Origin of the sequence: Ruegeria atlantica, assembly GCF_947495585.1 — a bacterium.
GTDB classification, from domain to species: Bacteria; Pseudomonadota; Alphaproteobacteria; order Rhodobacterales; family Rhodobacteraceae; genus Ruegeria; species Ruegeria atlantica_G.
In genome coordinates this window covers 181436-207713 of sequence record NZ_CANLZK010000003.1, presented here as the reverse complement: position 1 = coordinate 207713, position 26278 = coordinate 181436, and the positions used below count along the sequence as shown (strand labels likewise).

Below are 26278 nucleotides of genomic sequence, written 5' to 3'. Positions count from 1 at the left end.
GGCATATCATTTCAAATACTATGTTTTCGTAAGTCCATCATAAGAAATGATAGGGTAAGCTATGTCTCTGCGCTTTCGTCAGTTGCAGGCGTTTCACGCCATCATGGAAACGGGTACCGTAACTGGGGCCGCGTCGGTTCTGGGAATCTCACAACCGGGCATCAGCAATCTGTTGGCCCAGCTGGAACGCGAGGCCCGGTTGCCCTTGTTCGAACGCAACAAAGGACGTCTTTTGCCGACGCCAGAGGCCGAGCTTTTGTATCGAGAGGTCGATACCGTGGTCCGCGGGCTGGATCACGTCGCGCAGGCCGTGTCGGATCTTCAGAACAAGCATCCCGGGCAGTTGCAGGTCGCGGCACCCCATTTGTTGTCGTTCGGTTTCATGCCGCGAGAGATAGCACGCTTTGCCAAGTCACGCCCCAATCTATCCGTCAGCTTTCAGTCTCAGTATTCTTCGAAAATACAAGAGTGGGTAACCTCGGGCTTGTTCGAGATCGGCATCGTCGAGATGCCAATACTCCACGACACGCTGAACTTTCAGGTCTTCCATTTTGAAACGATGGCCACGTTCCCCGAAGGTAGCCACTTGGCGACCCATGACGTTCTGACACCAGAGCTGTTGGAGAATGAGCCGTTCATCGTCATGGGCCCCGAGCACCAAACACATCGCAGAACCCGTGACATTTTTCAGGCTGCAGAGCGTACCTGGCAGACGCGAATACACACGCATTTGTCGGAAAACCTGCTGAGCTTTGTCAAACAGGGTATGGGCGTGGCGATGATTGATCCGTTCACCGTTACCTTCGACGAAGAGGGCGGGTATCAAACCCGCCCTTTCACACCAGCCGTCACGCTGGATCTTGCGATAATCACCGCAAAAGGACGCCCTTTATCAATGATTGCGCAAGAGTTTCTTGCCCAACTGACCCCGTCCATCGCGTCTTACGCCACCCATTCCGACACCGGTGCCGCAGCTTCGTGAAGCTGTTGTGAGTGGATGTCGACCAGCGTTGGGCCATCATGCTCGACAGCTTGCTTCAACACTTTGCGCAAGTCGTCCGGGTCCTTCACCGTCCAGGATTTGACCCCAAACGCCGACGCAACAGCGGCGTGATCGGTCCGATTGAAATCGACGTTGTAGTAACGCTGCCCAAAGCCTGCATCCTGACCCGCTTTGATCCAGCCAAAAACCGAGTTCGAGAATACGATTGAGGTAATTGGCATCTTGTGCCGCACCATCGTTTCAAACTCACCACAGGTGAAGCCGAAAGATCCATCCCCCATAACGGACAGTGTCTTGACTGATGGCCGACCCACATGCGCGCCCATAGCGGCACCCAGCGAATAACCCAACGCGCCATGCGCCCGATTGGTGATAAAATGCCGCCCCGGTTTGCGCCAACGATAGTGCGCGCTGAAGTATGGGCACGGGGTGCCCGGATCAGCGACGACAATCGCATCGTCGTCCAGGATGTCTGCAAGAGCCGCCATTACTGCTTCGGGCCGGATCGGAGTTTCGCGACTTGCCGCAAGCGGAGCGAACGCGGCCAGCTTGGCCTCCCAAGCGGCACGGGCCTGGGCCGCTCCACCAAAGCCTGGCAAATCGTTCCGCGTTTTCAGCGATCGCGCCAACGCCTCAAGCGCTAAACGGGCATCGGCACAGATGGCGACATCGGTCTGATAATTTGCGCCAATCACCATCGGGTCGCTGTCTATATGGATGATAGTGGCGTCGCGCCCAGGGCTGCGCCAGCGTTCGGTCGTGACCGACCCCGCGCGGCATCCGACAAACATGACCACATCTGCCTGATCCACAACGACGCGCGTGGCTGGAACACCACCGTTCGAGCCAACGACACCCAAGGCCAGCGGATCCGTTTCGGCAATGGAACCCTGACCGGAAACTGTTGTGGCAACTGGGATATCCAACAGAGTTGCAACTTGGCGCAACGCCTCCTCGGCCCCGGAAAGAACCGGCCCGCCGCCACAAACGATGACTGCTGATTTGGCTTTGGCCAGGATATCCGCGGCCGCTTCAATCGCATCCAGATCCGGTCCAGCCCGTTCGGCGGGATAGCTGCGGTGGCGTGCATCTGCCCAAACCTCAGCTTCGTCCACCGGACCTTTCTGCGTATCAAAGGGCAGCGCCAGATGTGTTGCGCCCGGTGTTCCGGTCGTCATAGCACGAAACGCAGCCCGCACCATCGCAGGCAAACGCGAGGCGTCGTCCAGAGACGCATTCCACTTTGCCAACGGCTTGAACAGCGCAGCCTGATCCAACTCAGTCAACGGGTATTTTCCGCGGCTGGTCGTCGCCACGTCAGAGGTGATCGCCAGGATGGGAACCGAACTTTCGCTGGCCTCGATCACCCCTGGCAGTATGTAAGTCGCCCCGCCTCCGGACGGGCCTTCGCAGACGCCCGGCTTGCCAGTGACGCGTGCGTATCCATCCGCCATATAGGCCGCGTGACGTTCATCCCGGGTCAGAATGTGCTGAATACCATGATCCATCCGCGCCAACGCGTCATAGAAGGGCAACGTGGTATCACCGCACAGGCCGAACATGTGTTTCACGCCGTGTGCTTCCAACATGCGCACCATTGCCTCAGCACCTGTCAGATAGTTCGTCCCGGTCATCGCTGGTTTCCTTTGATTTTAATCTGCATGCAGACCTGTATACAGTTTTGTATATTGATTTCAAGAGCAACCTGTGGCACGCCTTGGCAAACGGAAAAAGGCGGCACTTATGGCAGGTCCACGCGTTGACGACATCTATGATCAGGTAAAGGCGATGGCCGTCTCGTTTCACCTTCGACCAGGTGATCGGTTGAACGAGGTGGCGCTGTCGAAGGAATTGGGCGTCAGCCGAACCCCCTTGCGCGAGGCCCTGAACCGGTTGGTGGCCGAACACCTGTTCGACTTTCGCCCCGGTCTGGGATTTTTCTGCCGCCCGCTGGACCCGCAGAGCGTGTTTGACCTGTTCGAGCTGCGCCAAATCATCGAATCCGCCGCCGCGCGCATTGCTTGCACAAAGGCGTCCGACAGAGACCTAGAAACACTTCATGATGAGCTTTATGCGACCGGCATCGACATCACCGGCCTGACCGTCGAAGAAGCCGTCAGCAGGGACGAGGCCTTTCATCTGGGCATCGCCAAACTGTCTGGCAACAACGAACTGGTGCGAACCCTGACCCGGATCAACGAACGCATCCGATATATCCGCTGGGTTTCCATGAGTTTGGATCGGGTTCAACGCTCTAAAGACGAACATAAACGGGTCATGCAGGCCTTGCTGGATCGCGACGCAGATGAGGCCACGAGCGTACTGGGCGCGCATATTTCCAAGCGAATGGATCAGGTGCAGGACGCCGTGCGCCACGGCATATCCAGCATCTACATGGAAGGGTCCGAAGACATCTCGGCCCGCATTATCGAGGAGGCGCACGGATGATCGCCCAAGGCGGCAAATCTATTTACGGAGCGTCGGTGGGTATTCTTATGCTAGACGCCCAATTCCCACGCATCCCCGGTGATATGGGAAATGCGCTAACATGGCCTTTTCCGGTGCTCTATCGCATTGTGCGGGATGCCTCGCCGGACCTGGTCGTTCGGCACCGGGCCGAGGGCATGTTGGACGCATTCATCGATGCCGCGCGTGAACTGGTCAAGGACGGCGCGGACGGCATTACCACCAATTGCGGGTTTCTGTCCCTGTTTCAGAAAGAGCTGTCCGAGGCTGTACCGGTTCCGGTCGTGACCTCATCTTTGATGCAGGTGCAGATGGTGAACGGTATCCTTCCGGCCGGAAAACGCACGGGGGTTCTGACCATTTCCGCCTCCACTTTGACCCGTGATCATCTGCGCAGCGCTCAGGTGCCGGACGATACACCCATCAGTTCCACCGAAGGCGGGCGCGAATTCACACGCGCGATACTTGGGAACGAACTTGCCCTGGATGTTGATAAGGCCCGTGCCGATAACGTTGATGCCGCAATTGCGCTGCAGTCCGAAAATCCGGACCTTGGCGCGATTGTGCTGGAATGCACGAATATGTGCCCATACGCGGCAGATATTCAGCGCGCTACGGGTTTGCCCGTCTTTTCCATTGTGACATTGGTCAGTTGGTTTCAAGCTGGACTTGTGCCGCCGCGCTTTCCCAATCCCTAAAGGGCGCGGCGGTCAGGCCTAAGGTCTCTTTTGTCCACCAATTCGTGCATTGCGCTTACCGGAAAAAGACCGTAAGCGTCCCGCCCGCCGGTCGCAGCCTACCCGGTTATCAAAACAAGGACTGAAAACATGAAAACTACATTGGTCTGCTCCGGCGGACTGGATTCCGTGTCGCTTGCGCATGTGCTGGCCGCGGAAGGAAACCTGTCACGGCTTGTGTCTTTCGACTATGGTCAGCGCCACACCAAGGAACTGACCTTCGCAGCCCTCTGTTCAGAGCGGCTGAGCGTGCCCCATCACGTGATTGATCTGCGTTCTGTCGGCGCGTCGCTGACAGGCTCGGCCTTGACCGACGATGTCGACGTGCCTGACGGGCATTACGCGGAAGAAACGATGAAGGTCACGGTTGTCCCCAACCGCAATGCGATCATGCTGACCATCGCTTATGGCGTGGCAGCAGCACAGGGTGACGACGCAGTCGCGACAGCTGTGCATGGCGGCGACCATTTCATCTATCCCGATTGCCGTCCGGCATTCACCGATGCGTTTGACACCATGCAGCGCGCCGCGTTGGACGGCTACGTGGATGTGGCGCTGCATGTGCCATTCGTGCACCGCAGCAAAGCCGATATTGTCCGCGAAGGCGCGCGCGTGGATACCCCGTTCGATCTGACTTGGTCCTGTTACAAGGGCGGCGACGTGCATTGTGGCCGTTGCGGAACATGCGTTGAACGGCGCGAGGCGTTTGATCTGGCCGGTGTGCCGGACCCAACGCAATACGAAGACGCCGAATTCTGGAAGTCGGCCATCGCGGGGGCACAGGTCTAATGTACCGGATCACCAAAGAGTTCCACTTTTCCGCCTCGCACCAGCTGACCCACCTGCCCGAAGATCATCAGTGTGCCCGGATGCATGGACACAACTATGTCGTCGTGGTCGAATTGGCCCGGCGCGAGTTGAACGCGGATGGGTTCGTGCGGGATTACCACGAGCTGAAATCGCTCAAGACCTATATCGACGACGAATTTGACCACCGGCACCTGAACAATGTGCTGAACGTCGTGTCGACTGCCGAAAACCTCGCGCGGCACTTCTTTGACTGGTGCGCGGCCCGCTGGCCCGAAACCGCTGCGGTGAAAGTGTCCGAGACGCCCAAGACATGGGCCGAGTATCGCCCATGACCCTACGAATATCCGAAATATTTGGCCCCACGGTACAGGGCGAAGGCGCGCTGATCGGTCAGCCGACAGTATTTGTTCGCTCGGGCGGATGCGATTTCCGGTGCAGCTGGTGCGACAGCCTCCATGCTGTCGACAGCACCTATCGCCACGATTGGGCAGCAATGGAAACGCAGGCCGTCTGGTCTGAGGTTCAGCGTTTGTCAGGCGGGCGGCCACTGACCGTGTCTCTGTCTGGCGGAAATCCCGCCATTCAGGATTTTGGTCCGCTGATCCGGCAGGGCAAAGCGGAAGGCTATGCCTTTTTATGCGAAACCCAAGGGTCAATCGCAAAGCCGTGGTTTTCCGACCTTGCTATGCTTGTTCTCAGCCCGAAACCCCCCAGCAGTGGCGAGGATATGGATTGGACGGCGTTTGACGCCTGCCTCAACGTGCGCCCTGCGCAAACTGTCCTCAAGATCGTGATCTTTGACGACACTGATTTTGACTGGGCACGCAGCGTAGCCGACCGGTATCCGGACCTTCCGCTTTACCTTCAACCCGGTAACCCGGAAACCGATCCGGCCAGCCCGGTTGATTTGACCAATGCCACCAGCCGTGTGGAATGGCTGATAGATAAGACTTTGAATGCCGGTTGGTTCGCGCCTCGCATTCTGCCCCAGCTACATGTGCTGATCTGGGGCAACAAACGCGGCGTCTGACTGCAGGAGAGATAACATGACCGATAGTATCTACAGTAACCTCACCCAGTTGGGCGGAGACACCAAAATGCCAGCCAGCCCGGAAGAGGCGGTTCTGGAACGCGTGCAGAATCCGCAGGCTGATGTGGATTACAACGTGCGCTTTACCGCGCCCGAATTCACCTCGCTTTGTCCGATGACGGGCCAGCCGGATTTTGCCCACCTGGTGATAGATTACGTGCCCGATCAGTGGTTGGTGGAAAGCAAGGCGCTCAAGTTGTTTCTGGGCTCATTTCGCAATCATGGCGCCTTTCACGAAGATTGCACCATCTCGATTGCCCGCCGGCTGCAGGAGTTTCTGGAGCCAAGGTGGCTGCGTATCGGAGGGTACTGGTATCCGCGCGGGGGCATTCCGATCGACGTGTTCTGGCAAACTGGCCCAACGCCCGAAGGCGTCTGGATCCCGGATCAGGGTGTGCCGCCTTACCGTGGGCGTGGTTGACCACGATGACTTGAGAGGCGTGAAGGCCCCAGCCTGACAAGCAATCAAAGGGGCCCCCGCACCGGTTTGAAACGTGGCGTTTTGGCAGCGGTGGTAATTTTGTTTCGCTCGAGCTTGCAGTTTTGAAACATCATGACAATCCAACATTGCTGGGTTAGATGTTTCCTTAATGTAAGAACAAATTCCTGGTGACGATTGTGGAACAGGTGGCTTTTAACTTTGAGATGGGTGTTGTTTGCGCCCTTCTTGCCTTCACCGTATTTCTCTTTGTATCCGAAATCGTCAGAATTGACCTTTCTGCCATACTTGTTCTGGTCCTTATCGGCCTTCTCAGTTACGCGCCCGGGCTCGAAAAACTCGCTGACGTGCCGCACCTGTTTGATGGATTTGCATCCAATGCGGTGATTTCCATTATCGCGGTCATGATCGTCGGCGCGGGCCTCGACAAGACCGGCATAATGAACAAAGTCGCCGCTGTTATTCTGAAATATGGCGGTACGTCCGAGAAACGCGTGTTACCTATTATTTCGGGCACTGTTGGGGTCATTTCCTCGTTCATGCAGAACGTTGGGGCCGCTGCGCTGTTTCTTCCGGTCGTCAGCCGAATATCTTCCCGATCGGGCATCCCGTTGTCGCGCTTGCTGATGCCCATGGGATTCTGCGCCATCCTTGGCGGCACAATGACGATGGTCGGATCTTCGCCTCTTATATTGCTGAACGATCTGATCCAGTCAGCCAACAATAGCCTGCCCGACGGTCAGAAAATGGAACAGTTCGGCCTGTTTTCTGTGACGCCGATCGGGATTGTTCTGATCCTAACTGGCATTGCCTACTTTCTGCTGCTGGGTCGGTGGGTTTTACCGGGTGATGAGGGATCGGAAAACACCGGAACCGGACAGGGAACGCAGGAGTATCTGCAACGTGTCTACGGCCTGAAAGCCGATGTTTTTGAAGTAATCGTTCCAGCCGAAAGCCCTTTGGTCGGGCAGATTTTGGCCGACATAAACCACGAAAACCACCTGTACATCATTTCGACATTCTATCGCGGCAAAACCTCGATGGTTCAGGTCCTGACGGCCGAAATTGCTGCACCTTGCCGGTTGGCGATCATTGGTCGACGCTGGGTCGTAGAGGAGTTTGCGCAGAAATACGGGCTGACCGTGCTGCCGGCGTTGGACATCTTTGTCGAAGAATTCGCACCAACCAATGCAGGCATCGCTGAAGTTGTCATAACACCCGACAGCAAGCTGATCGGGAAATGCCCACGCGAGCTATTGTTCCGCAAGACATACGGTATGTCGTTGCTTGCCATCCATCGCGGCGAGGAAACGCTCAGCCATGTTGAATCCGAAACGCACGAGTCCACCCAAATCGGGCTTGAGGAGTTTCACGCAGGCGACATGCTTGTGGCCCATACACGCTGGGACAACCTGATGCGGATCAAGCGCGATCCCGATTTTGTGGTCGTCACCACTGACTTCCCGCAAGACGAACTGCGCCCGCAAAAGGTCGGTTGGGCGCTGGCGTTTTTCGCCGTTTCCTTGTCGATGATCCTGTTCACCGACATTCGGCTCTCGCTCTGTCTGTTAACCGGCGCCGCGGGAATGATGCTGACACGTGTGTTGAGTGTCGATGAAGCCTACCGTGCGGTCGGATGGAACACAGTCTTTCTGCTCGCATGCCTTATTCCACTGGGTCAGGCGGTACAGAACACCGGCACGGCTGCATGGATTGCACAACAGATCATGGTCATTCTGGACGGCTGGCCGATCTGGTCCCTTCAGGCCGGCGTTGCGATTTTGGCCACGGCGTTTTCATTGGTGATGTCCAATGTCGGGGCCACTGTTCTGCTTGTGCCATTGGCCGTTTCCATTGCGGTGGCAGCTGGCGGAAATCCGGCCGTATTTGCCCTGACGGTTGCCATATCAACATCGAACAGCTTCATAATCCCGACCCATCAGGTAAACGCCCTGATCATGGGTCCTGCAGGGTATAAAGTCATGGACTTTGTCCGCTCAGGGGGGGTTATGACGATCCTGTTTCTTGTTGTTTCACTCCTTATGCTCAATTTGCTGTACTGACCGCGCCGGCAAGCAAGAATGGGTCCATGATTGCAAGACCTTACAGCTGTAAACTACCGCTCGCTGAATGCGCGTTCCATTGTCATCTGCACCAGCTTCAACAAGTAGGAAAGCAGCGTCTATTGGCCGAAGCGGTACTGACCAACCCGGGCTCTGAGATCTCGTGTATCCAAACCGAAGCCTATGAGCGCATTGATTGGCAGCGGCACTCAGCCATGTTTGCGGGCCACGATCCACGTCGGGTTATATGTCAGGGACACGCCATCATCGTCGCCAAAGTGCCGGACATATTTTTCCGTGAATTGGGCAAGACTGGTTTTGGTCCAGACCTTCTGCGCGCGCCCGTTGACCCCAGTTCTTCGAAGGTGATTGAGAACGCCTCGGGGCGTATCAAAGTGCAGTGCAGAAAGGTTTTCGCCGCAACTGATAATCTCTAATTGGCCTTCGACTGCCGCGGCCAAATCTTCAGATCGGCACAAGCCCGGCGCTTTGGCAGTGGAACCGACTTTCACCAGTTCCCGGTACTGTTCCGGTCCAAAGCCTGAAACCGCCAACCACCCACCAGGAGCCAATGCTTTGGCTGCGCGCTGCAGAAAGGTTGCAGGGTCATGCAACCATTGGACCATAGACGCTGACGTGATTAGCTTTGGCTGAAACGGCCATTCGACGATTTTGGCGTCGCCGCACAAAAAGTCCGCACCGACGGCCGTTGCGGTCTCAGCTGCTTCGGGCGACAGGTCATTGACCGTCAACTGACCAATATCGAATGCGCTACATACCCGATGCGTGAGGTGGCCTGTGCCACACCCAAACTCCAATCCGGTCGCGAATCGATGCGGTGCGCCGCCGGCCCGCATCTCATGGACCAGCCGATCCGCGATTTTGGCCTGCTGGCTGGCCGAGCCGTGATAGCTGCGGAAACTGCGACTGAAACTGCGCTGGACGCGGTCCGCGATCTGCACGTTCATGAGATCCACTCCTGCCAGTTCTGGCAGTCGCGAAATGGAACATGCGGGGTGGCAATACCACGCACGGCAGATTGTTGGTGCGCCCATGCCGCCTCTTGCGCGGGGGTCGGGATAATACGGTCCCGCTGGGGGATCCAAATTCGGTCAAACGCCACTTCGGGTGCGCCACCACGGTCGATCACGGCGTGAAGCTCCGCCTGCGCAGCCTCCAGATCAATTTCAGGAACCGGCCCGTTTAATCCGGCACGGCGACAGAACTTTGCGAAACTGGCTGCGGTCAGGTTTTCCGCCGTGGCACGGATCATATCCGGTGCGATTCCACGCTCGGGGTCAGCCGGACATAGCGTGCCACTGACAGCAATCAGCCGATCGGGACGAAACCCAGTTTGCGCCAGCCAGTGGCCCGCAGATGCGACGCCAAAAGAAAAGGCAATCAAATTGACGCGGTCATATTGCGCAATATCAGGCAGAGGATCGTCAAAGTGGCGGAAGTCGTCGACGAACAGCACATCGCCGCGCCCTGTAAGTCCAGTAAAAGGCGCAGCCCCCAGCGCCCAACCGCCAAAAACCAGAATCAACTCGTCCGTTCCCGAACGCGATAACCACTGCTGTTTCATGGTATGCCTTTGACGAGCGAGATCATGGCCGATGTTACACGGCTCAAATCATTCGCAGAGATGATGTAAGGCGGCATGCAATAGATGTTGCGGGCAAACGGGCGCAACCAAACGCCGGTATCGGGTGCCAGCGCATGCGCAACCGCAGGATCAACCCATTGCTCCATTTCGATGACCCCGATCGCGCCAAGCACGCGCACATCGGCAACGCCTGGCAATTCACGTGCGGGGGCAAGCTCTTGCTTCATCTGGTCGGCGATCGCGTGCACTTCGGCGCGCCAATCTCTGACCGATAGTTGGTTCAGACTGGCCACCGCGGCAGAACAGGCCAGCGGGTTGGCCATATAGGTCGGGCCATGCATCAGAACGCTGGCTTCGCTTTCGCCAATTCGGCGCGCGACATCCTCAGTCGTGGCGGTCGCGGCCAGAGTAATATGGCCGCCTGTCAGCGCTTTGCCCAAGCAGATGATGTCAGGAACCACTTCGGCGTGGTTCATCGCGAACAGTTCGCCCGTGCGGCCAAACCCGGTCGCGATTTCGTCAAAAATCACAAGAATTCCGTGCGCTTTACACAGGTCTTGCGCGCCTTTTAGCCAATTGGGGTGATAGAAATACATTCCACCCGCGCCCTGGACCACTGGCTCAAGGATCAGGGCCGCGATTTGATCGGCTTTGGTTTCCAGCAGCTCTGCTAATGCATCCAGCCCATTCAGGGTTGGATCATCCGTCCATTCCTGATCAAACGATATCGGCGGGCGTGGCAGGAAATGTTGGATCGACAGCGCGCCGCTGAACAGCCCATGCATCCCATTCTCGGGGTCGCAGACGCTCATCGCTTTCCATGTGTCCCCGTGATATCCGCCGCGAATGGTCGCAAACTGCGTGCGCCCCGTGTGACCCAGCGCCATCTGAAACTGCACGGCCATTTTCAAAGCGACTTCAATCGCGATCGATCCGCTGTCGCTGTAGAAAATGCGATCCAGCCCGTCAGGCAACAGCTCGACCAGCTTGCGGCCCAGGTCAATTGCGGGTCGATGCGTCAGGCCACCGAACATGACATGGGGCATTTGCTGCAGCTGTTCCTGCATCGCCGCAGTAATGGCCGGATGGCGATGCCCGTGCACCGAACACCACCACGACGACATTGCGTCGATCATCCGAGTGCCGTCTTCGCGGGTCAGCCATACCCCTTCGGCCTCGGTGATCAGATGCATCGGACCAGGGTTCAGAACATTCGTATAGGGATGCCAAAGGTGGCGGGCATCAAACTCCAGAGCGGTCACAGAGCCCTCCGAATTGTTGCGGTGTCGATCACATGGAAGGCATCCGATAGCGTTTCCCGCGTCAGGGTTTCAAGATACGGCAAGCGTCCCAAATAGGTAACCTGACACATCTCGGCGATGGTCTGTTCAACCTCTGGCTCAGCGTCGCCTACAAACGCTACGCCGACGACGTTGCAACCTGCACCCCGCAAGGCCATCAGGGACAGGCTTGTGTGGTTGATCGTCCCCAACGCGGTCCGGGCCACAAGAACCACGGGTGCCTGCCACCCCGAGATGACATCAAGGAAAAAGGTCTTGCGGTTCAGCGGCACCATGACCCCGCCTGCCCCCTCGACGACCAAGGGGCCGTTGACCTGCGGCAGCGCAAGTCGATCCGGCGAAATCTCGACACCCATGTCTTCGGCCGACAAATGCGGTGAGGCTGGCATGTTCAGGCGATAGGCTTCCGGCAAAATTTCAGCACCGGAAAGCGAGGCGACGGTTTCTGTGTCCGTTGCATCCTCAAGCCCGGATTGTACCGGTTTCCAATAGGTTGCGCCAAGCGTGGCTGTCAGCCCCGCAGCAAAAACCGTTTTTCCGACACCAGTGTCGGTGCCAGTGACGATAACAGCGCTCATGCCGCCTCCGCCTGTTGATGCGCCAGTGTTTCGAACAGGGCGCATATGTCATCCTTGCCCACGTTGCCGGTGATCGACACACGCAGGCGCGACGTGCCCCGTGGCACGGTCGGCGGCCGGATACCACGGACATCAAAACCTTTGGCCTGTAACGTTGCGGCCATTTCCATTGTTTTGGCGTCATCGCCTAGAATTATGGGGATAATCTGGCTGTTCAGCGCCACTTGGGGTATTCCGATCTGACTTGCTGCGGCATGCGCGTGGCGAATGCGGGACAGGGTATTCTGGGCCAGCAAGCTATCTGTTTGAAGATGCTGTAGAACCGCGCGAACAAGGGCCGCGTTGAACGGTGATGGGGCCGTGGCAAAGATAAACGGACGTGCGCGGTTGATCAGTGTTTCGATCAACACCCGAGGGCCGCAAATCAATCCGCCCGAAACCCCCAACCCTTTGCCGCATGTGTGCAAAGTCAGCAACTCAGCCTTTAGGCCATGCGCCAGGCCCTTACCGTTCGGGCCAAATACTCCGGTCGCATGAGCCTCATCCACGACCAATATGGCACCGTGTTCGCAGGCCAGATCAGACAGCGCGGCCAAGGGCGCAATGTTGCCCTCCATGGAATAGATGCTTTCTACTGCGATCCAGATTTGGCCAGACCCGCCTTCTGCCAACCACGCCTCAATGGCCAGACGCGCTGCGGTCACATCATTATGGGCGAAAGCACGTGTTTGGGCGCGTCCTATCCGCATGCCTTCATGCGCGCTTGCATGAATCAAAGCATCGTAAAGGATCAGATCTTCGGCCGCAGGAAGGGTCGAGAAAATCGCCTGATTGGCCTGGAATCCTCCGCCCATGAACAAAGCAGCCTCAGCATCAAAAAAGGCGGCGGCCTCGCGTTCAAGCGCCTCATGTTCGGGATGATTACCCCGCAACAGACGGGAGCCACCGGACCCCAGCGGCACACCCTGCGCCAATGCCGTTTGCGCGGCATCGCGCAGGAATGACGATTGCGCCAGACCAAGGTAGTCATTGGACGCAAAGTCCAGACCGCGCGCTGGCGCCAACACCCGGCGGCGGTGCCGGGTGTCCAACAGTTCAAGCATCGAGTTCAACCGACTCAGTGCTTTCATTCAGCAGCATCCAAACAGGATTTTTCGGCTGATGTTTCCGCCTGCAGCCCAAGCTTTGCGAACAAAATGGCATCGGTGTCTTCTTCGGGGTTTTCTGCCGTCAAAAGCGTTTCGCCAACAAAGATCGAGTTCGCACCGGCGAAGAAGCACATGGCTTGCAATTCCTCACTCATATCGCTGCGCCCGGCGGAAAGCCGTACATAAGATTGTGGCATCATGATCCGCGCAACGGCAATGACCCTTACAAAGTCGATCGGATCGATGGGTTTGGCGTCTGCCAGAGGCGTGTCTTCTTGCGGCATCAGCATGTTGATCGGCACCGAACCCGGTGCCGGGTTCATATTGGCCAATGTGACCAGCATATCGACACGGTCCTGAACCTCTTCCCCCATTCCGAGGATGCCACCGGAACAGACCTTGATGCCTGCTTCCTGCACACGGTTCATCGTGTCAATGCGGTCCGCGAAGGTGCGTGTGGTGATGACTTCGGGATAGTACCGCTCGGACGTGTCGATGTTGTGGTTATAGTAATCCAGCCCCGCATCGCGCAGACGGATCACCTGATTATCGTCCAGCATGCCAAGGGTCATGCAGGTTTCCATCCCCATCTCGCGCACACCTTCGACCATTGCGACAAGCGCATCCATGTCGCGGTCCTTGGGTTCGCGCCATGCGGCACCCATGCAGAAACGGGTTGCACCGCCGTCGCGGGCCTTGCGGGCTTCGGTCAGAACGCGCTGAACCTCAATCAGTTTCGAGGCCGACAGTTTGGATCCGTTCCGTGCTGATTGCGAGCAATAGGCGCAATCTTCGGCACAGCCACCTGTTTTGATCGACAGCAGTTTCGATGTCTGGACCTTGTTGGGATCAAAGTTCTCCCGGTGCACTGTCTGCGCGCGAAACAGCAAATCCATCAGCGGAAGGTCATACAGAGCTTGAGCAGCGTCGCGGGACCATATCGGGGAGGTATTTTTCATTTTATAGATACTTTTCGAGAACTCTCATGGCTACACATTCTTTTATAGATAAAGATCGTTATCACAACCAAATTTTACCATCTGTGTCACTCAGGCGGAAAAACGCGGATGCTTGCAATGGTCCGCTGTGCCAACGCCGCTTTAGCAAACGATGCGGAACATTCTATCCCAATGCCGCTGTCGCTATTTCCGCAATATGCACCGCGCGATAATCAACCGTCTCAAATCGACACATGTTGCCATGATTGGGTAAGCAGATCACAATGGGCATCAGTACCAAACATTCCCGCATGCGCCGCGCCGCTGCAAACGCTTTGGATACCAGTGTCACACGGTTGTTTTGTAAGTCATGCAGAAGGCGCGTTAGCCAACATATTGAAAGGTTCCGAATGACCTCCTCCAGCCATTTTTCGATGTCTCGCCGCCAGTTCCTTGCCACAACTACGGCCAGCGCCGCCGCAATCACCCTACACCCGTTTTCGGCCGCTGCTGCCGACAATCAGGCGCATCTTCGGATCATGGAAACCACCGATATCCATGTGCATGTCTTCCCTTATGATTACTACGCAGACAAGCCGCGCGATACGGTAGGCCTGTCGCGCACCGCATCGATCATCAATGACATTCGGTCAGAGGCAACCAACTCGTTGCTTGTGGATAATGGCGACTTTTTGCAGGGCAACCCGATGGGCGATTACATCGCCTATGAGCGTGGTATGAAAGAAGGCGACAGCCATCCGATCATCGCCGCATTCAACACCGTGGGCTATGACGCCGCTACTTTGGGCAACCACGAGTTCAATTACGGTTTGGATTTTCTGGAAAAGTCACTCGCCGGGGCGGATTTCCCTGTCGTTTTGGCCAATATTGCCAAGGAACAAGGCGCGGGGCCACGCGACGATAAGACCCTGGTCAAGCCTTACGCCATTCTCGACCGCGAGATTGAAATGGGTGACGGCAGTAAGCATCCGATCAAGGTTGGCGTCATTGGCTTTACCCCACCTCAGATCATGAATTGGGACCGCAAGCATCTGGAAGGCCAGGTTCAGGCCCGCGACATCGTCGATACGGCGAAAGCGTATGTGCCAGAAATGCAAGAGCAAGGCTGTGATCTGATCATCGCCCTGTCGCATTCGGGCATCGGTGAGGCCTATCACACTGATGGGATGGAGAACGCCTCGGTCGTGCTGGCCGGCGTCGATGGCATCGACGCGCTGGTCACGGGCCACAATCATCTGGTCTTCCCCTCGCCTACATTCGCGGATCGCCCGGGTATCGACGTCGAAAAAGGCACGCTGATGGGCAAACCAGCAGTCATGGGCGGTTTCTGGGGCTCGCATCTGGGTCTGCTGGACCTGTTGCTGGAACGCGACGGGAATGAATGGCGCGTTGTAACAACGACGTCCGAGGCGCGCCCGATCTCAAAGCGCAACGAAGATCGCTCAATCACCGCGCTGGTTGGCGACGACCAGACCGTGCTGGATTCGGTCGCCAAAGATCACGACGAAACACTGGCCTATGTGCGCCGCGCCGTTGGGAAGACGTCCGCGCCTTTGCACAGCTACTTCGCACTCGTCGCGGATGATCCGTCAGTGCAAATCGTGTCGATTGCACAAAAATGGTATGTCGAAGAGATGATGAAGGGCACCGAGCACGAAGGGCTGCCCATCCTATCAGCCGCCGCTCCGTTCAAGGCCGGTGGCCGTGGTGGGCCAGAGTATTATACCGACGTTCCAGTGGGCGATGTGGCTATCAAAAACGTGGCTGACCTGTATCTCTATCCGAACACCGTGCGGGCGGTCCGCGTGAACGGCGCACAGGTTCGAGGCTGGCTAGAGCGTTCGGCAGGCATGTTCAATCAGGTCGAGCCGGGCTCGGCCGACGCAATTCTGCTTAACCCGGAATTCCCATCCTATAATTTTGATGTAATGGACGGCGTGACCTATGAGATCGACCTGTCCCAGCCCTCGCGATTTGGACCAAAAGGCGAAGAAGTGAACCCAGACGCGGCGCGGATTGTGAACCTGTCCTTCAACGGCACGCCGGTTACGGATGACATGGAATTCATCATCGCCACTAACAATTACCGCGCGTCTGGCGGCGGGTCTTTCCCGGGCGCATTGGGCGACACGGTTGTCTTCGAGGCCCCCGATACCAACCGCGACGTCATCGTTCGCTACATTGTCGAGCAGGGCACAATTGATCCAAAAGCGGACGCCAACTGGTCCTTCGCCCCGCTCGCAGATACCACGGTGCTTTTCGAAACCGGCCCCAAAGCGCGCGACTATATGAGCGATGTCAAAGGAGTGGTGATCGAAGACGCAGGCGAAGGCGCCGATGGTTTTGCCGCGTTCCGCATTAAACTTTAAACGTCAAAGATTTTAAGCCGGCTGCCACCCCGACTAATGGGTGGCGGTCGCGCACCGAAGATGGCGAATTTTTAAACACTTAAAACCGGGCTTTGGAGCAATCAGTCAAGTTCGCCGCTTTCTGACATCAAAATCGCCAGCGGTCGCGTAGAATGGATTTGCGACAAGATAATCATCACCACGGCAGTCAACGGTATCGCCAATATGGTGCCTGCCAGACCCCACATCGCGGTCCAGATCGTCAGCGAAAACAGCACCATAAATCCGCTCAGGTTCACCGAGTTTCCGACCAAGCGGGGTTCAAGGAAGTTTCCGACAAACAGCTGAGCGGCCATAAGCGCGATCAGTGCGACCCCGGCATGCCAGATGCCGCCGAATTGCACGAGGCTCAGCATTACGGGAAACAGAACGCCAACAATGGAACCCAGGTACGGAATATAGTTCAAAAGTCCGATCAATATGGCCCAGAACATTGCGAACTCGATCCCAAGCAACAACATGATCACATATGATATCACAGCCAAAATGACGTTGATCAGGGTCTTTGCGCTTAGGTAGCTGCCAATCTTCTGGTTGATCTGGGCGACGATTTGCAGCGACCGGTCAGCTGTTTCGGCATCACCCAAAGCCTTTCTAACTTTTTCCGGCATGTCATCCAGATCGGACAGGATGAACACAATATAAAGGATTGTCATCAACATGACCGTCCCGAAACCCTGCACTGTTGAAAGCGTCCCCTGCACAAACCCCAAAATATCGAACTTGCCAGCAATCGTCTGCTCGATCGTGGACCAATCTGGCAGTTTTTTGACGCCCAACATCGCCATTGCCGAGTCAATCAGCGCTTTTAAGTTGGTTTGGTAACGCGGGATATTCTGGGCGACCGCTTGCGCGTTTGCCTCAAGAAAGACCCCTATCAGAACCAACGTTAGAAATATGGCAAGCAGCGCAAGCAAACGGCGCCCGCGGCGTGGAATGTGGCGCAACCCCGGAACACGGCCGATTGTCGAGGCGGTCGAGTCCAGAATGTATATTCCGATTATGCCCAAAAGCACCGGAAGAAGGATGCTTTTGCCCAGCACCAGCAGCCAGCCGATGACAACAGCGACGATCAGGCCAGATGCAAGTTTTGTCACATTAAACTGCAGCATATCTTCGCTTTCGGTCGGACGGGTGGTTTCTTTTGTGCCGGGTTCAAGGCTTATATTCAACTTCTTTCACGCGATCTGCGGCCCCGAGCGCGGTGACGGCTACCCGGTGCAGGAGGCGTTTCGCGACCACCGGCAAAACACTGCGCGATTGACATCCATTCGGCAGCAACCGGCCCTTCCACCTTTAGAGATGTATCTGTGATGTTGCGGGTTTGGGCCGAGACTTGCGCAAACTCTACCGCAGGGCCTGTTATCCGATTGTCCCCCCGTTCACCGAACTCCCACAAGGCTCCGGATGGCGCGGTCAGTTCAAGCCGCGGCATCGCCTCAGGCACAGGTTTGCCGTTGACCTGATAGGCCCAGCCAAACGTGTTCACACCCAGAATGACGATGTTCTTGACCCGGTCATGTTCGACGCGCTCGACACCAAGAACGTCAAAAACCTCTTGCCCGTGTGCCCAAGTCTCCATCTGGCGGGCCGTAATTAACGAGCGTACAGACATATCCGGACCGGCCCATTTCACCCGGTGCTTTGGATCGAGATCGGCCCAACGCGTGCCAATATCTGTGTAAAGTGTCCGCCAGGAATCGCGCAGCTCGTTCCCACGCAGCAGGATCGCTTCGTTCTCCGCTGCGCGCAGCCCTTCGGCCTTGGCTTTGACAAACAACGCGCCAATGCGCGCAGTGAACGCGTCGGGGTCCTGAAGCGACAGATCTGCCATCTGGTTCCAATAGTGCAGATGCACCAGAACATCGTTCAGCGTCCAACCCTTGAACTGAGTTGAAATTTCCCATTGATCGCCCGAAATACCGTCCAGAATGGCAAACAATGCCTCGCTTTCTTGCAGAAAATCCGTTGCCTGTTGCACTGCTTGTTCCCTTGATTTTGTGTTTGCATATTCGATGTCCCCGGATGAAGTGGCGGTGGTCGACACACACCCAATTTCATCTATGTTTCGTCAATCTCGATCATCACATCCCCCGCGCTCAGCTGCTGCCCGACCTCAACGTGGACAAAGGTCACGACGCCTGCAACGGCAGCAGTGATCTGGTGCTGCATCTTCATGGCTTCGAGAACGGCCAGACAGTCGCCTATCGAAACGCTTTGACCGGGTCTTGCCGCCACCTCGACCAAGGCACCCGGCATGGGGGCGGTGACGCGACCGCTAGCGATCGTTCCCGCATCCAATGCACCGGGACGCAGGCGTCGAAACGTCAGGCGCTCGGGGCCGATGGAGATCTGGGCCGTGTCCCGGGTTATGTGTGCGGTGGCGTGGACGGTGTTGTCATTTATACGTGCCCGGATCTTCCCGCTGCTGCGCTTGATAAACGAGACATCATACGCGTTGCCCTCAACCCATACCGTCCATCCATCGGGGCAGACGCGTGCGCGCGTTTGTATCTCTTCGTCACCATAGGCAAGCGTCACTGCGAACGGCGGCAACGCCGCGCTGGACCAACCCAACTGTTCGGCGGATACATAGCCCGCCGCCGCCCTTGCGCGGGCCTGATCCGCATCCAACAACAGCGCAACCGCCAAGGCGACGTCCTGCGCAGTTACCCGGTAAGCAGGAAAGCCCCAGGGGTAGGTCTGATCCAGAAATGTTGTCGTTGCATCGCCGGCAATAAAATCTCTGTGCTGCAGCACATCTGCAAGAAACCGCGAATTTGTCACCGTTCCCAGCAAAATAGATTCGCTCACAGCCTTGATCAGCATCGCACGTGCCGTTTCGCGGGTTGGACCATGCGCAATGATCTTTGCAAGCATGGCGTCATAGAAAGGCGATACCTCCTGCCCTTGTTGAATGCCGGAGTCCACACGCATTCCTGGTCCAGTCGCAGCCTGCCAGAAATCAATTGGACCGGTTGCCGGCAGATATCCGTTAGCGGGGTCTTCGGCATAAAGCCGCGCCTCAATGGCGTGGCCGGTCACGGTGACGTCTTCCTGAGAGATCGGAAGGGCGTCACCCTGCGCGACAGCGATCTGTAGCGCCACTAGGTCGATGCCAGTGACCATCTCGGTCACAGGATGCTCAACCTGTAGTCGGGTGTTCATTTCAAGGAAATAGAACACGCCGGACGGTTCCAATAGAAACTCCACGGTTCCGGCGCCGCGATAGTTCACCGCACGGGCCGCCTCAATCGCCACAGCTCCCATTTTTGCGCGCAACTCTGTCGTCATGACCGGGCTTGGGGCTTCTTCGATGACTTTTTGGTGGCGACGCTGAATCGAGCACTCCCTTTCACTGAGATGAATTACGTTCCCGTACCCATCGGCAAAAATCTGAAATTCGATATGGCGCGCATCACCGATCGCTTTCTCAAGGATCAGTTCGCCGGATCCAAAAGCGTTCTCGGCCTCGGATCTTGCGATTGAAATCGCATCAGAAAGAGCGTCGGCGGATTGGACCACGCGCATTCCGCGTCCACCGCCACCAGCTGCGGCTTTGACCATGATGGGAAAACCGATTTTGCTCGCTTCAGCGACCAGTGCGGCACCCGATTGATCATCGCCTTCATACCCTGGAACGCAGGGAACGCCCGCGCCAATCATAAGGCGTTTGGCGACGGCCTTGTCGCCCATCAGCCGGATCGCTTCGGGATCGGGTCCGATAAAAGTCAGGCCCGCGGCCTCGACGGCCGCTGCAAAACCCGCGTTTTCGGACAAAAACCCATAGCCCGGGTGGATCGCCCCTGCCCCAACTTTCTGAGCCGCAGCAATGATCTTTTTCGCGTTCAGATAGCTGTCACCAATCGATCCTTCACCGATCCAAACTGCCTCATCAGCAAGTTCGACATGGGGTGCCCGTTCGTCAACGGTTGTAAAAACGGCCACTGTGCGCAGGCCAAGCGACCGGGCGGTTCGCATGATACGAGCGGCGATTTCCCCACGATTGGCAACGAGAAGCGTGTCGAATGTCATGCCTCAGCCTCTGCTATCTGTCTTGGATGTGGATTTGGTAGTAATGAAGCATGGTCAGAACCTGTGCACCCCGTACGAGCTGGGTTTGACCGTCCGCGCGCGACCCTCAAGGCAGGTTTCAAGGCAAAAACCAAGCACACGTCGCGTGTCGCGGGGGTCAATGACGCCATGATCGATACACCGGCCCGAGGTGTAGAACGCATTCTCCTGTCGTGTGAAGTGTGCTGTGATAGCTGCCTTTTGCGCTGCCAGTTTGGCTTCGTCGGGGTCGATCCCTTTGCGTTTAAGCCCTGCGCGCGCAACCAGTTCCATCGTCCCGGCGGCTTGCTCGCCGCCCATCACCCCCGTTGCCGCATTGGGCCAGGCGAACAGGAAGTCCGGGTCATAGGCGTAGCCGCACATCCCGTAATTACCAGCCCCGAAACTTGCCCCGACATAGAGTGTGATCCTTGGCACATCGACTGACGTAACGGCCTGGATCATCTTGGCCCCATGTTTGATCATGCCGCTTTGTTCATATTGGGTGCCGACCATGAACCCTGTAATGTTGTTCAGAAATATCAGGGGAATGTCAGACTGACCGCATAGCTGGATAAACTGTGCGGCTTTGTTCGCGCCTGCAGGGTCCAGTGGCCCGTTGTTTCCAAGAATACCCACAGCGATACCATTGATTGCGGCCTGCAAACAGACAGTCGCCGAGCCATAGTCGGGCTTGAAATCCTCAAAGTCCGAGCCGTCTACTATGCGGGCCACAACCTCGCGGACGTCATAGGGAACGCGATAATCGGTGGAAACAATGCCTGCGATCTCATCCGCATCATAATTCGGTGGCTGCACTTCTTTGCAGCGACGCTCAGGCAAGGATTTGTTCCAATCCAGCCGGGCCATCACGTTCCGCGCCATTTCGATACCGTGCGGATCATCCTCGGCCAGATAGTCGACCAGCCCGGATGTGGTGGCATGCATCTCGGACCCGCCCAGATCAAGGTCATTGGCCTTTTCGCCCGTCGCCGCGTGAACCAAGGCGGCACCGGCCAAGGCGGCCATGCCGTTGTTCTTCACGCCAACGACATAGTCCGCAAGGCCAGGCATATAGGCCCCGCCGGCGGTTGACGGGCCATGCAGCACTGCGATGTTGGGCAGGCCCGCGGCTGAATGGCGGGCCAGATTGCGGAACAGTTTGCCGCCATTGGCCCAGAATTCGACCTTGTATTCCATCAGGTTTGCACCGGCGCTTTCGACAAGATGCACAAAAGGCAGGTTCTGTTTCAATGCCATGTCTTGCGCGCTCAGGAAGGCCACAGCTGACATCTCGACCATCGCGCCGGCCTTGATCCCAGAATCGTCGACGATGATCATGCAGCGCACGCCCGAGATGAAGCCGATGCCGATGACCAATGACGCGCCCGGAACCGATTGCTCAGGATCGCCTGTATCGACGCAGTAGCCCGCCAACCCGTGCAGTTGCAAAAAAGGCATTCCGGGATCCAACAGTTGGGCCAAACGGTCACGGGGTGTGATCTGCCCCCGGGCCTCCATCCGTTCGCGCCGTTTCTCTGACAGGGCGACAGGACGCGCTTCAAGCGCGCGCATCTCGTCGACAAGAGCCAGCATATCGGCTCGGTTCTTGGCAAAGCTGTCAGAATCGCGGACGACTTTACTGACAAAACCCATCAGCTTTCTCCTCGCTCGGTGTATGAGGATAACTCTGCAGGAATCCTGATCGGTGTGGCCAGCAATATCTGGGCATAACTCTTGCCTTGCGCGTCGTTGCGCAATGAGGCGACGCCACCGCCACCCAGCGCATTGTGCAGCAGAATGTTCATGGAGTGCGTTCCAGGAAGATAGAACCGTTCGACCCTGCCAGATAAGTAGTTAGAAAAAACATCTGCCAGCGTCGTTTCGGTCAGCGCAGCCCAAATATAGGGCAAAAAGATATCATGGCGTGCAATGACCCCAATGCTTGCGGTGTCGCCTTTGTCCCCCGATCTTGCCCAGGCCAAATCTTCCAAAGGGCATGTGATCCACTCGGTCACCTTTTCATCGGCTGTTTCTGGGGCTTTTGCAGGGACAGGTTCCGGGTCTAGTGGGGACGTTTTCGGCGGATTGTAGGCGATCTGCTCCCCATCCATCGTTACGCAATAGGTCAGCGTGTCGTTTGGCACCGAGAAGGAAAACAGGGCAACGACTGGCGAGGGTTTTGGACGCCCTCCTCCGGTAAAGATGTGCAACCCCGGCGGTGCGGCCAGTGCGCACCCGGTCATCTCGCGTAGGAATACTCCAACTGCGCGAGGGTCGTCGTGTTTCACGGCTACCTTGAACGAGATCTCTTCGTAATCGCCGTCGCCAGGCCGACCTCCGAAGGTTTCAAACGACACCTCGCGATAGTCGGGGGCGCCCATCCGGTGCATGACAGCGCGCGCGCGATCCAACCCCGCTTGGGCAAAAGTCTTCGCCTTTTGTCGTGCCTCACGCCCGTTGATCAGAATCGTCATGCCCGCGCGATAGCCATCCGCCCAGGTGGCGGACACTTTGAACTGTCCGGTCGGCGCGCGGCCTTTTGCACCCGAAACGGTTACATGGTCTGGCTCGGATTGCTCAATCCTGACATCGGAAAAGTCGCAAATCACGTCAGGCAGAATATAGGACTGCGGGTCGCCGATCTCATACAGCATCTGCTCGCAGACCGAAGCCGGGGTCACACATCCCGCCGTGCCCTTCGGCTTGGTCAGGACCAACCCGCCGTCTGCGCTTACCTCGACAATCGGATAGCCGATTTGGGCGATATCCCCCGCCATTTCCCAATCCGTGAAATTCCCGCCAGTGGCTTGGGGTCCACATTCCAGCAGATGCCCCGCAAGCGACCCGGCAGCCAGTAAGTTGTGGTCCTCGTGCCGCCATCCAAAATGATACATGCACGCGGCCAACGTAAGTGCGCTGTCGACGCAGCGGCCTGTGATGACGATGTCAGCCCCGGCGTGCAGCGCCGCCAATATCGGCCCTGCCCCAATATAAGCATTCGCCGAGACGATCTTTTCGGTCGGCGGCATCGGCGCACCGGAAAACATCTCAGTCCGATTGACGAACTCGGCCACTCGTGGCAGCAGGTCGTCACCTTCGACCACTGCAACTTTCAAGTTCAATCCCAATTCTGCAGATTTGCGACGCAATGCATCAGCACAGGCCACTGGGTTGACCCCACCTGCATTTGACAACACCTTGACGCCCTGCTCGGCGATCTGGGTTAATTTGTTGACCATAACGTCAGAGACGAAATCCACCGCATATCCCTTTTGGGGGTCTTTAATGCGGGCGCGGGCCATGATCGACATGGTGATTTCGGCTAGGTAGTCGTAGACTAGAAAGTCAATCTTTGGGGCACACAGCAATTGCTGTGTCGCATGAGGGGCATCCCCCCAAAAACCACTTGCTCCTCCGATCCGCAGAGAATGTGTCACGCACGTCTCTCCCGCTTGGGTGCGATCTGCAGTTTACAGACCGACTGTTCTGTTTTTATGATCTGCTGACCGCCTTGGTCAACGAAGATTTGCCACTGCGACGCGACGGAAGATGACGGATACGATGCCAAAGAAACCCTCAGTCCAGGATCAAAGGTCCCGGGATATGCAGGCCAAAATCTGCAATGCGACGGTCACCTGTCTAGATCAGCTTGGGTATGCCGAGACTACTTTTGCCAAGGTGCAGGCCAAGGCGGGCATCTCACGCGGGGCAATTACGCATCACTTCCCCACGAAACAGGCCCTGGTCGCGGCTACCGCGATGCGACTGCTGGGCAATGCGCAAAACCCGCTCTGGCCACATGATCGCGCCCCTCAGCCCGTCTATGATCTGATTATGTCTGCCTGGGCCAATATCGTAAATTCCGCAGGCGGGCGCGCCATAGTCGAGATTCTGGTTGCATGCCGAACCGATCCGGAACTGTTCGGCATGCTTGAACAGAGCCTGAGCGATTGGGACAAATCGAACCTGAGCCTGATCTCAGCCCGGTATGTCAGCGCAACAGGCAACCGTGACGACACTGAATTGTTGTGGAGTATCGCCCGGAACTTCCTGCGTGGTTTGTTGTTGCATGAAAAATTCGTTTCGTCGCCAGAATACCTTACCCAGATGATGGATCGCTTTGCCCGCATGATGGAAAGCCAGCTTCAGGTATTGCCCGAAAATGACATCGAGGAGGTCGAATGACCCTGCCATCCCCTTTCATGACCCCGGAACGCGAAGCTTTCCGCGGGAATTTCCAGCGATTTGTCGATGCCGAAATCAAACCGCATATTGAGCAATGGGAGGCGGATCGCAGCGTCCCATGGGAACTGCATGCAGCAATCGCTGAGTTTGGAGTATTTGGCTTTGGGATCGATGAGGAATACGGCGGTCTGGGTTTCGACAATGCATTTATGCGCCATGATTATAGCGAAATCCTGTTTGGCTGTGGGGCATCCGGTATCGGGGCCGCCGTAGGGGGGCGCACGATTTCAATCAGCCCAATTGCGAAATTTGCTTCCGAGGAGTTCAAACAAAAAGTGCTGCCCGAGATCATCTCGGGGCGCACGATGTCGGCCCTTGGGATCACCGAACCGGGCGCAGGGTCGGACGTTGCCAATATTCAAACAAGAGCCGAGTGCAAAGGCGGCAAATGGATACTGACCGGGGAAAAGACCTATATCACCGGGGGGATAGATGCCGAATGGTTTGTGGTTGGTGCCCGCACTGGCGGCCCCGGGTTGACCGGCATTTCGTTGTTCTTGGTCCCTCATGACGCGCCCGGGTTCAGCCGCACACCTTTGGGTGGCAAGATGGGCTGGCACAGTTCACAGCAAGCGACGCTGCATTTCGATGATTGCGAGCTGGATTCTACTGCCCTGTTGGGGCCTGAGAACAGGGGCTTCATCGCAATCATGAACAATTTCAACTTTGAACGGCTCGGCCTGACATCCGCTTCGTTGGGAATGATGAAACTATGCTACGACAGTGCGCTGGACTGGGCACGGGAACGCGAGACATTCGGCAAGCGACTGGTCGAACATCAGGTCATTGGCCACAAATTTGCGGAAATGTCCGCCCGGATTGATATGAATGAGGCATATATCGAACGGATCTGCTGGGCGATTGAGCAGGGCCTGATGCCTGTCGCCGAAATTGCCAAAGCCAAGGTTCAGGCCACGACGTCATTGCAATTTGTTGCTTCTGAGGCGATGCAGATCTTTGGCGGTGCCGCGTACATGCTGGGTAACCCTGTGGAGCGTGTATGGCGCGAAATCAAAATCATGGCGATTGGCGGCGGATCCGAAGAGATATTGCGCGACCTGGCAGTGCGGCAGATGGGATTGGCAGGGCAATAGCGGCGACGTTGTGGGTCCGCATGCGCGTGCTATGAACGTGATGAGGTCGCCGACAGGCCGGCCTAAAACAAGTTCTTTGCCCGACAATTGCCCGTAAATGATCAATGCACAATTGCGCAATCATTTATGACAATCTAAGTTGCGCCAAACTCATCACGCGAGGGAATTATGGATATTTGGTTCTATGTGGGGCTTAGCTTGTTGATATGGGCTATCAGAGACTTGGCATTTGGTTCGACCTACTTGTGGGAACGGGTAACCCGTGCTGAAAATCC

At 56.8% G+C, this 26278-nt stretch carries 23 protein-coding genes; 11 read left to right on the top strand and 12 right to left on the bottom strand.

From position 1 onward, the window contains the following. Positions 1-61 precede the first annotated feature (61 nt). Entirely contained in the window at positions 62-982 is a 921-nt protein-coding gene (locus QMP16_RS08675) for a LysR family transcriptional regulator (RefSeq protein WP_282152041.1), read from the top strand. On the opposite strand, the gene QMP16_RS08670 is transcribed toward QMP16_RS08675, so the two are convergent. After that, on the bottom strand, positions 943-2637 hold the full coding sequence (locus QMP16_RS08670) for a thiamine pyrophosphate-binding protein (protein ID WP_282152040.1): 1695 nt from the start codon (positions 2635-2637) through the stop codon (positions 943-945). The genes QMP16_RS08675 and QMP16_RS08670 overlap by 40 nt on opposite strands. 109 nt (positions 2638-2746) lie before the next feature. Here QMP16_RS08670 and QMP16_RS08665 point away from each other — a divergent pair, with 109 nt between their 5' ends. From QMP16_RS08665 to QMP16_RS08635, 7 genes are all read left to right on the top strand, one after another. Continuing rightward, entirely contained in the window at positions 2747-3451 is a 705-nt protein-coding gene (locus QMP16_RS08665; RefSeq protein WP_282152039.1) for a GntR family transcriptional regulator, read from the top strand. Next, complete coding sequence (locus tag QMP16_RS08660; RefSeq protein WP_282152038.1) at positions 3448-4167, top strand: aspartate/glutamate racemase family protein; 720 nt, start codon at positions 3448-3450, stop codon at positions 4165-4167. The genes QMP16_RS08665 and QMP16_RS08660 overlap by 4 nt, the downstream gene beginning before the upstream one ends. Before the next feature lie 129 nt (positions 4168-4296). Further along, entirely contained in the window at positions 4297-4995 is a 699-nt protein-coding gene (gene queC / locus QMP16_RS08655; RefSeq protein ID WP_282152037.1) for a 7-cyano-7-deazaguanine synthase QueC, read from the top strand. Continuing rightward, on the top strand, positions 4995-5348 hold the full coding sequence (gene queD, locus QMP16_RS08650; protein WP_108859686.1) for a 6-carboxytetrahydropterin synthase QueD: 354 nt from the start codon (positions 4995-4997) through the stop codon (positions 5346-5348). Before queC ends, queD begins: the two co-directional genes overlap by 1 nt. Further along, entirely contained in the window at positions 5345-6046 is a 702-nt protein-coding gene (queE, locus tag QMP16_RS08645; protein ID WP_282152036.1) for a 7-carboxy-7-deazaguanine synthase QueE, read from the top strand. Before queD ends, queE begins: the two co-directional genes overlap by 4 nt. Before the next feature lie 16 nt (positions 6047-6062). Then, a complete protein-coding gene (gene queF / locus QMP16_RS08640) occupies positions 6063-6527 on the top strand; it encodes a preQ(1) synthase (RefSeq protein ID WP_108859684.1) in 465 nt (154 codons plus the stop codon). A 224-nt stretch (positions 6528-6751) separates the two neighbouring features. Continuing rightward, on the top strand, positions 6752-8608 hold the full coding sequence (locus QMP16_RS08635; RefSeq protein WP_108859683.1) for an SLC13 family permease: 1857 nt from the start codon (positions 6752-6754) through the stop codon (positions 8606-8608). A 209-nt stretch (positions 8609-8817) separates the two neighbouring features. On the opposite strand, the gene QMP16_RS08630 is transcribed toward QMP16_RS08635, so the two are convergent. Genes QMP16_RS08630 through bioB form a run of 6 tightly spaced genes read right to left on the bottom strand, consistent with a single transcriptional unit; the run spans position 8818 to position 14200 of the window. Beyond that, positions 8818-9576 (bottom strand): methyltransferase, encoded by a 759-nt coding sequence (locus tag QMP16_RS08630; RefSeq protein ID WP_282152035.1) that lies wholly within the window; start codon positions 9574-9576, stop codon positions 8818-8820. Beyond that, a complete protein-coding gene (locus tag QMP16_RS08625) occupies positions 9573-10193 on the bottom strand; it encodes a pimeloyl-ACP methyl esterase BioG family protein (RefSeq protein WP_282152034.1) in 621 nt (206 codons plus the stop codon). Before QMP16_RS08625 ends, QMP16_RS08630 begins: the two co-directional genes overlap by 4 nt. After that, a complete protein-coding gene (gene bioA, locus QMP16_RS08620) occupies positions 10190-11476 on the bottom strand; it encodes an adenosylmethionine--8-amino-7-oxononanoate transaminase (RefSeq protein ID WP_282152033.1) in 1287 nt (428 codons plus the stop codon). The genes QMP16_RS08625 and bioA overlap by 4 nt, the downstream gene beginning before the upstream one ends. Next, positions 11473-12093: a dethiobiotin synthase gene (gene bioD, locus QMP16_RS08615; RefSeq protein ID WP_282152032.1), complete on the bottom strand. Its 621-nt coding sequence runs from the start codon at positions 12091-12093 to the stop codon at positions 11473-11475. Before bioD ends, bioA begins: the two co-directional genes overlap by 4 nt. Continuing rightward, positions 12090-13223, bottom strand: coding sequence for an 8-amino-7-oxononanoate synthase (locus QMP16_RS08610; RefSeq protein ID WP_282152031.1), 1134 nt, complete (start codon positions 13221-13223; stop codon positions 12090-12092). The genes bioD and QMP16_RS08610 overlap by 4 nt, the downstream gene beginning before the upstream one ends. Further along, positions 13220-14200: a biotin synthase BioB gene (bioB, locus tag QMP16_RS08605; protein ID WP_282152030.1), complete on the bottom strand. Its 981-nt coding sequence runs from the start codon at positions 14198-14200 to the stop codon at positions 13220-13222. Before bioB ends, QMP16_RS08610 begins: the two co-directional genes overlap by 4 nt. Positions 14201-14589: 389 nt before the next feature. On the opposite strand from bioB, the gene QMP16_RS08600 reads away from it, so the two are divergent. Beyond that, positions 14590-16569 carry a bifunctional 2',3'-cyclic-nucleotide 2'-phosphodiesterase/3'-nucleotidase gene (locus tag QMP16_RS08600; protein WP_282152029.1) on the top strand — a complete coding sequence of 660 codons (1980 nt, stop codon included), beginning with the start codon at positions 14590-14592 and terminating at the stop codon, positions 16567-16569. A gap of 101 nt (positions 16570-16670) precedes the next feature. On the opposite strand, the gene QMP16_RS08595 is transcribed toward QMP16_RS08600, so the two are convergent. The 5 genes from QMP16_RS08595 to QMP16_RS08575 form a co-directional block, all read right to left on the bottom strand. Further along, positions 16671-17720 (bottom strand): AI-2E family transporter, encoded by a 1050-nt coding sequence (locus QMP16_RS08595; RefSeq protein ID WP_282152028.1) that lies wholly within the window; start codon positions 17718-17720, stop codon positions 16671-16673. 56 nt (positions 17721-17776) lie between these two features. Further along, complete coding sequence (locus QMP16_RS08590; RefSeq protein WP_282152027.1) at positions 17777-18589, bottom strand: TIGR03084 family metal-binding protein; 813 nt, start codon at positions 18587-18589, stop codon at positions 17777-17779. Between the two features lie 80 nt (positions 18590-18669). After that, the gene (locus QMP16_RS08585) at positions 18670-20643 is read right to left on the bottom strand and encodes an acetyl-CoA carboxylase biotin carboxylase subunit (RefSeq protein ID WP_282152026.1); all 1974 of its coding nucleotides are present in this window, start codon (positions 20641-20643) and stop codon (positions 18670-18672) included. A gap of 54 nt (positions 20644-20697) precedes the next feature. After that, positions 20698-22317 (bottom strand): acyl-CoA carboxylase subunit beta, encoded by a 1620-nt coding sequence (locus tag QMP16_RS08580; protein WP_282152025.1) that lies wholly within the window; start codon positions 22315-22317, stop codon positions 20698-20700. Continuing rightward, positions 22317-24101, bottom strand: a complete 1785-nt coding sequence (locus QMP16_RS08575) for an acyclic terpene utilization AtuA family protein (protein ID WP_282152024.1) — start codon at positions 24099-24101, stop codon at positions 22317-22319. The genes QMP16_RS08580 and QMP16_RS08575 overlap by 1 nt, the downstream gene beginning before the upstream one ends. A 124-nt stretch (positions 24102-24225) precedes the next feature. Here QMP16_RS08575 and QMP16_RS08570 point away from each other — a divergent pair, with 124 nt between their 5' ends. Together QMP16_RS08570 and QMP16_RS08565 are read left to right on the top strand one after the other, a co-directional pair. Continuing rightward, on the top strand, positions 24226-24849 hold the full coding sequence (locus QMP16_RS08570; RefSeq protein WP_282152023.1) for a TetR/AcrR family transcriptional regulator: 624 nt from the start codon (positions 24226-24228) through the stop codon (positions 24847-24849). After that, a complete protein-coding gene (locus tag QMP16_RS08565; protein WP_282152022.1) occupies positions 24846-26003 on the top strand; it encodes an acyl-CoA dehydrogenase family protein in 1158 nt (385 codons plus the stop codon). Before QMP16_RS08570 ends, QMP16_RS08565 begins: the two co-directional genes overlap by 4 nt. Positions 26004-26278 lie beyond the last annotated feature (275 nt).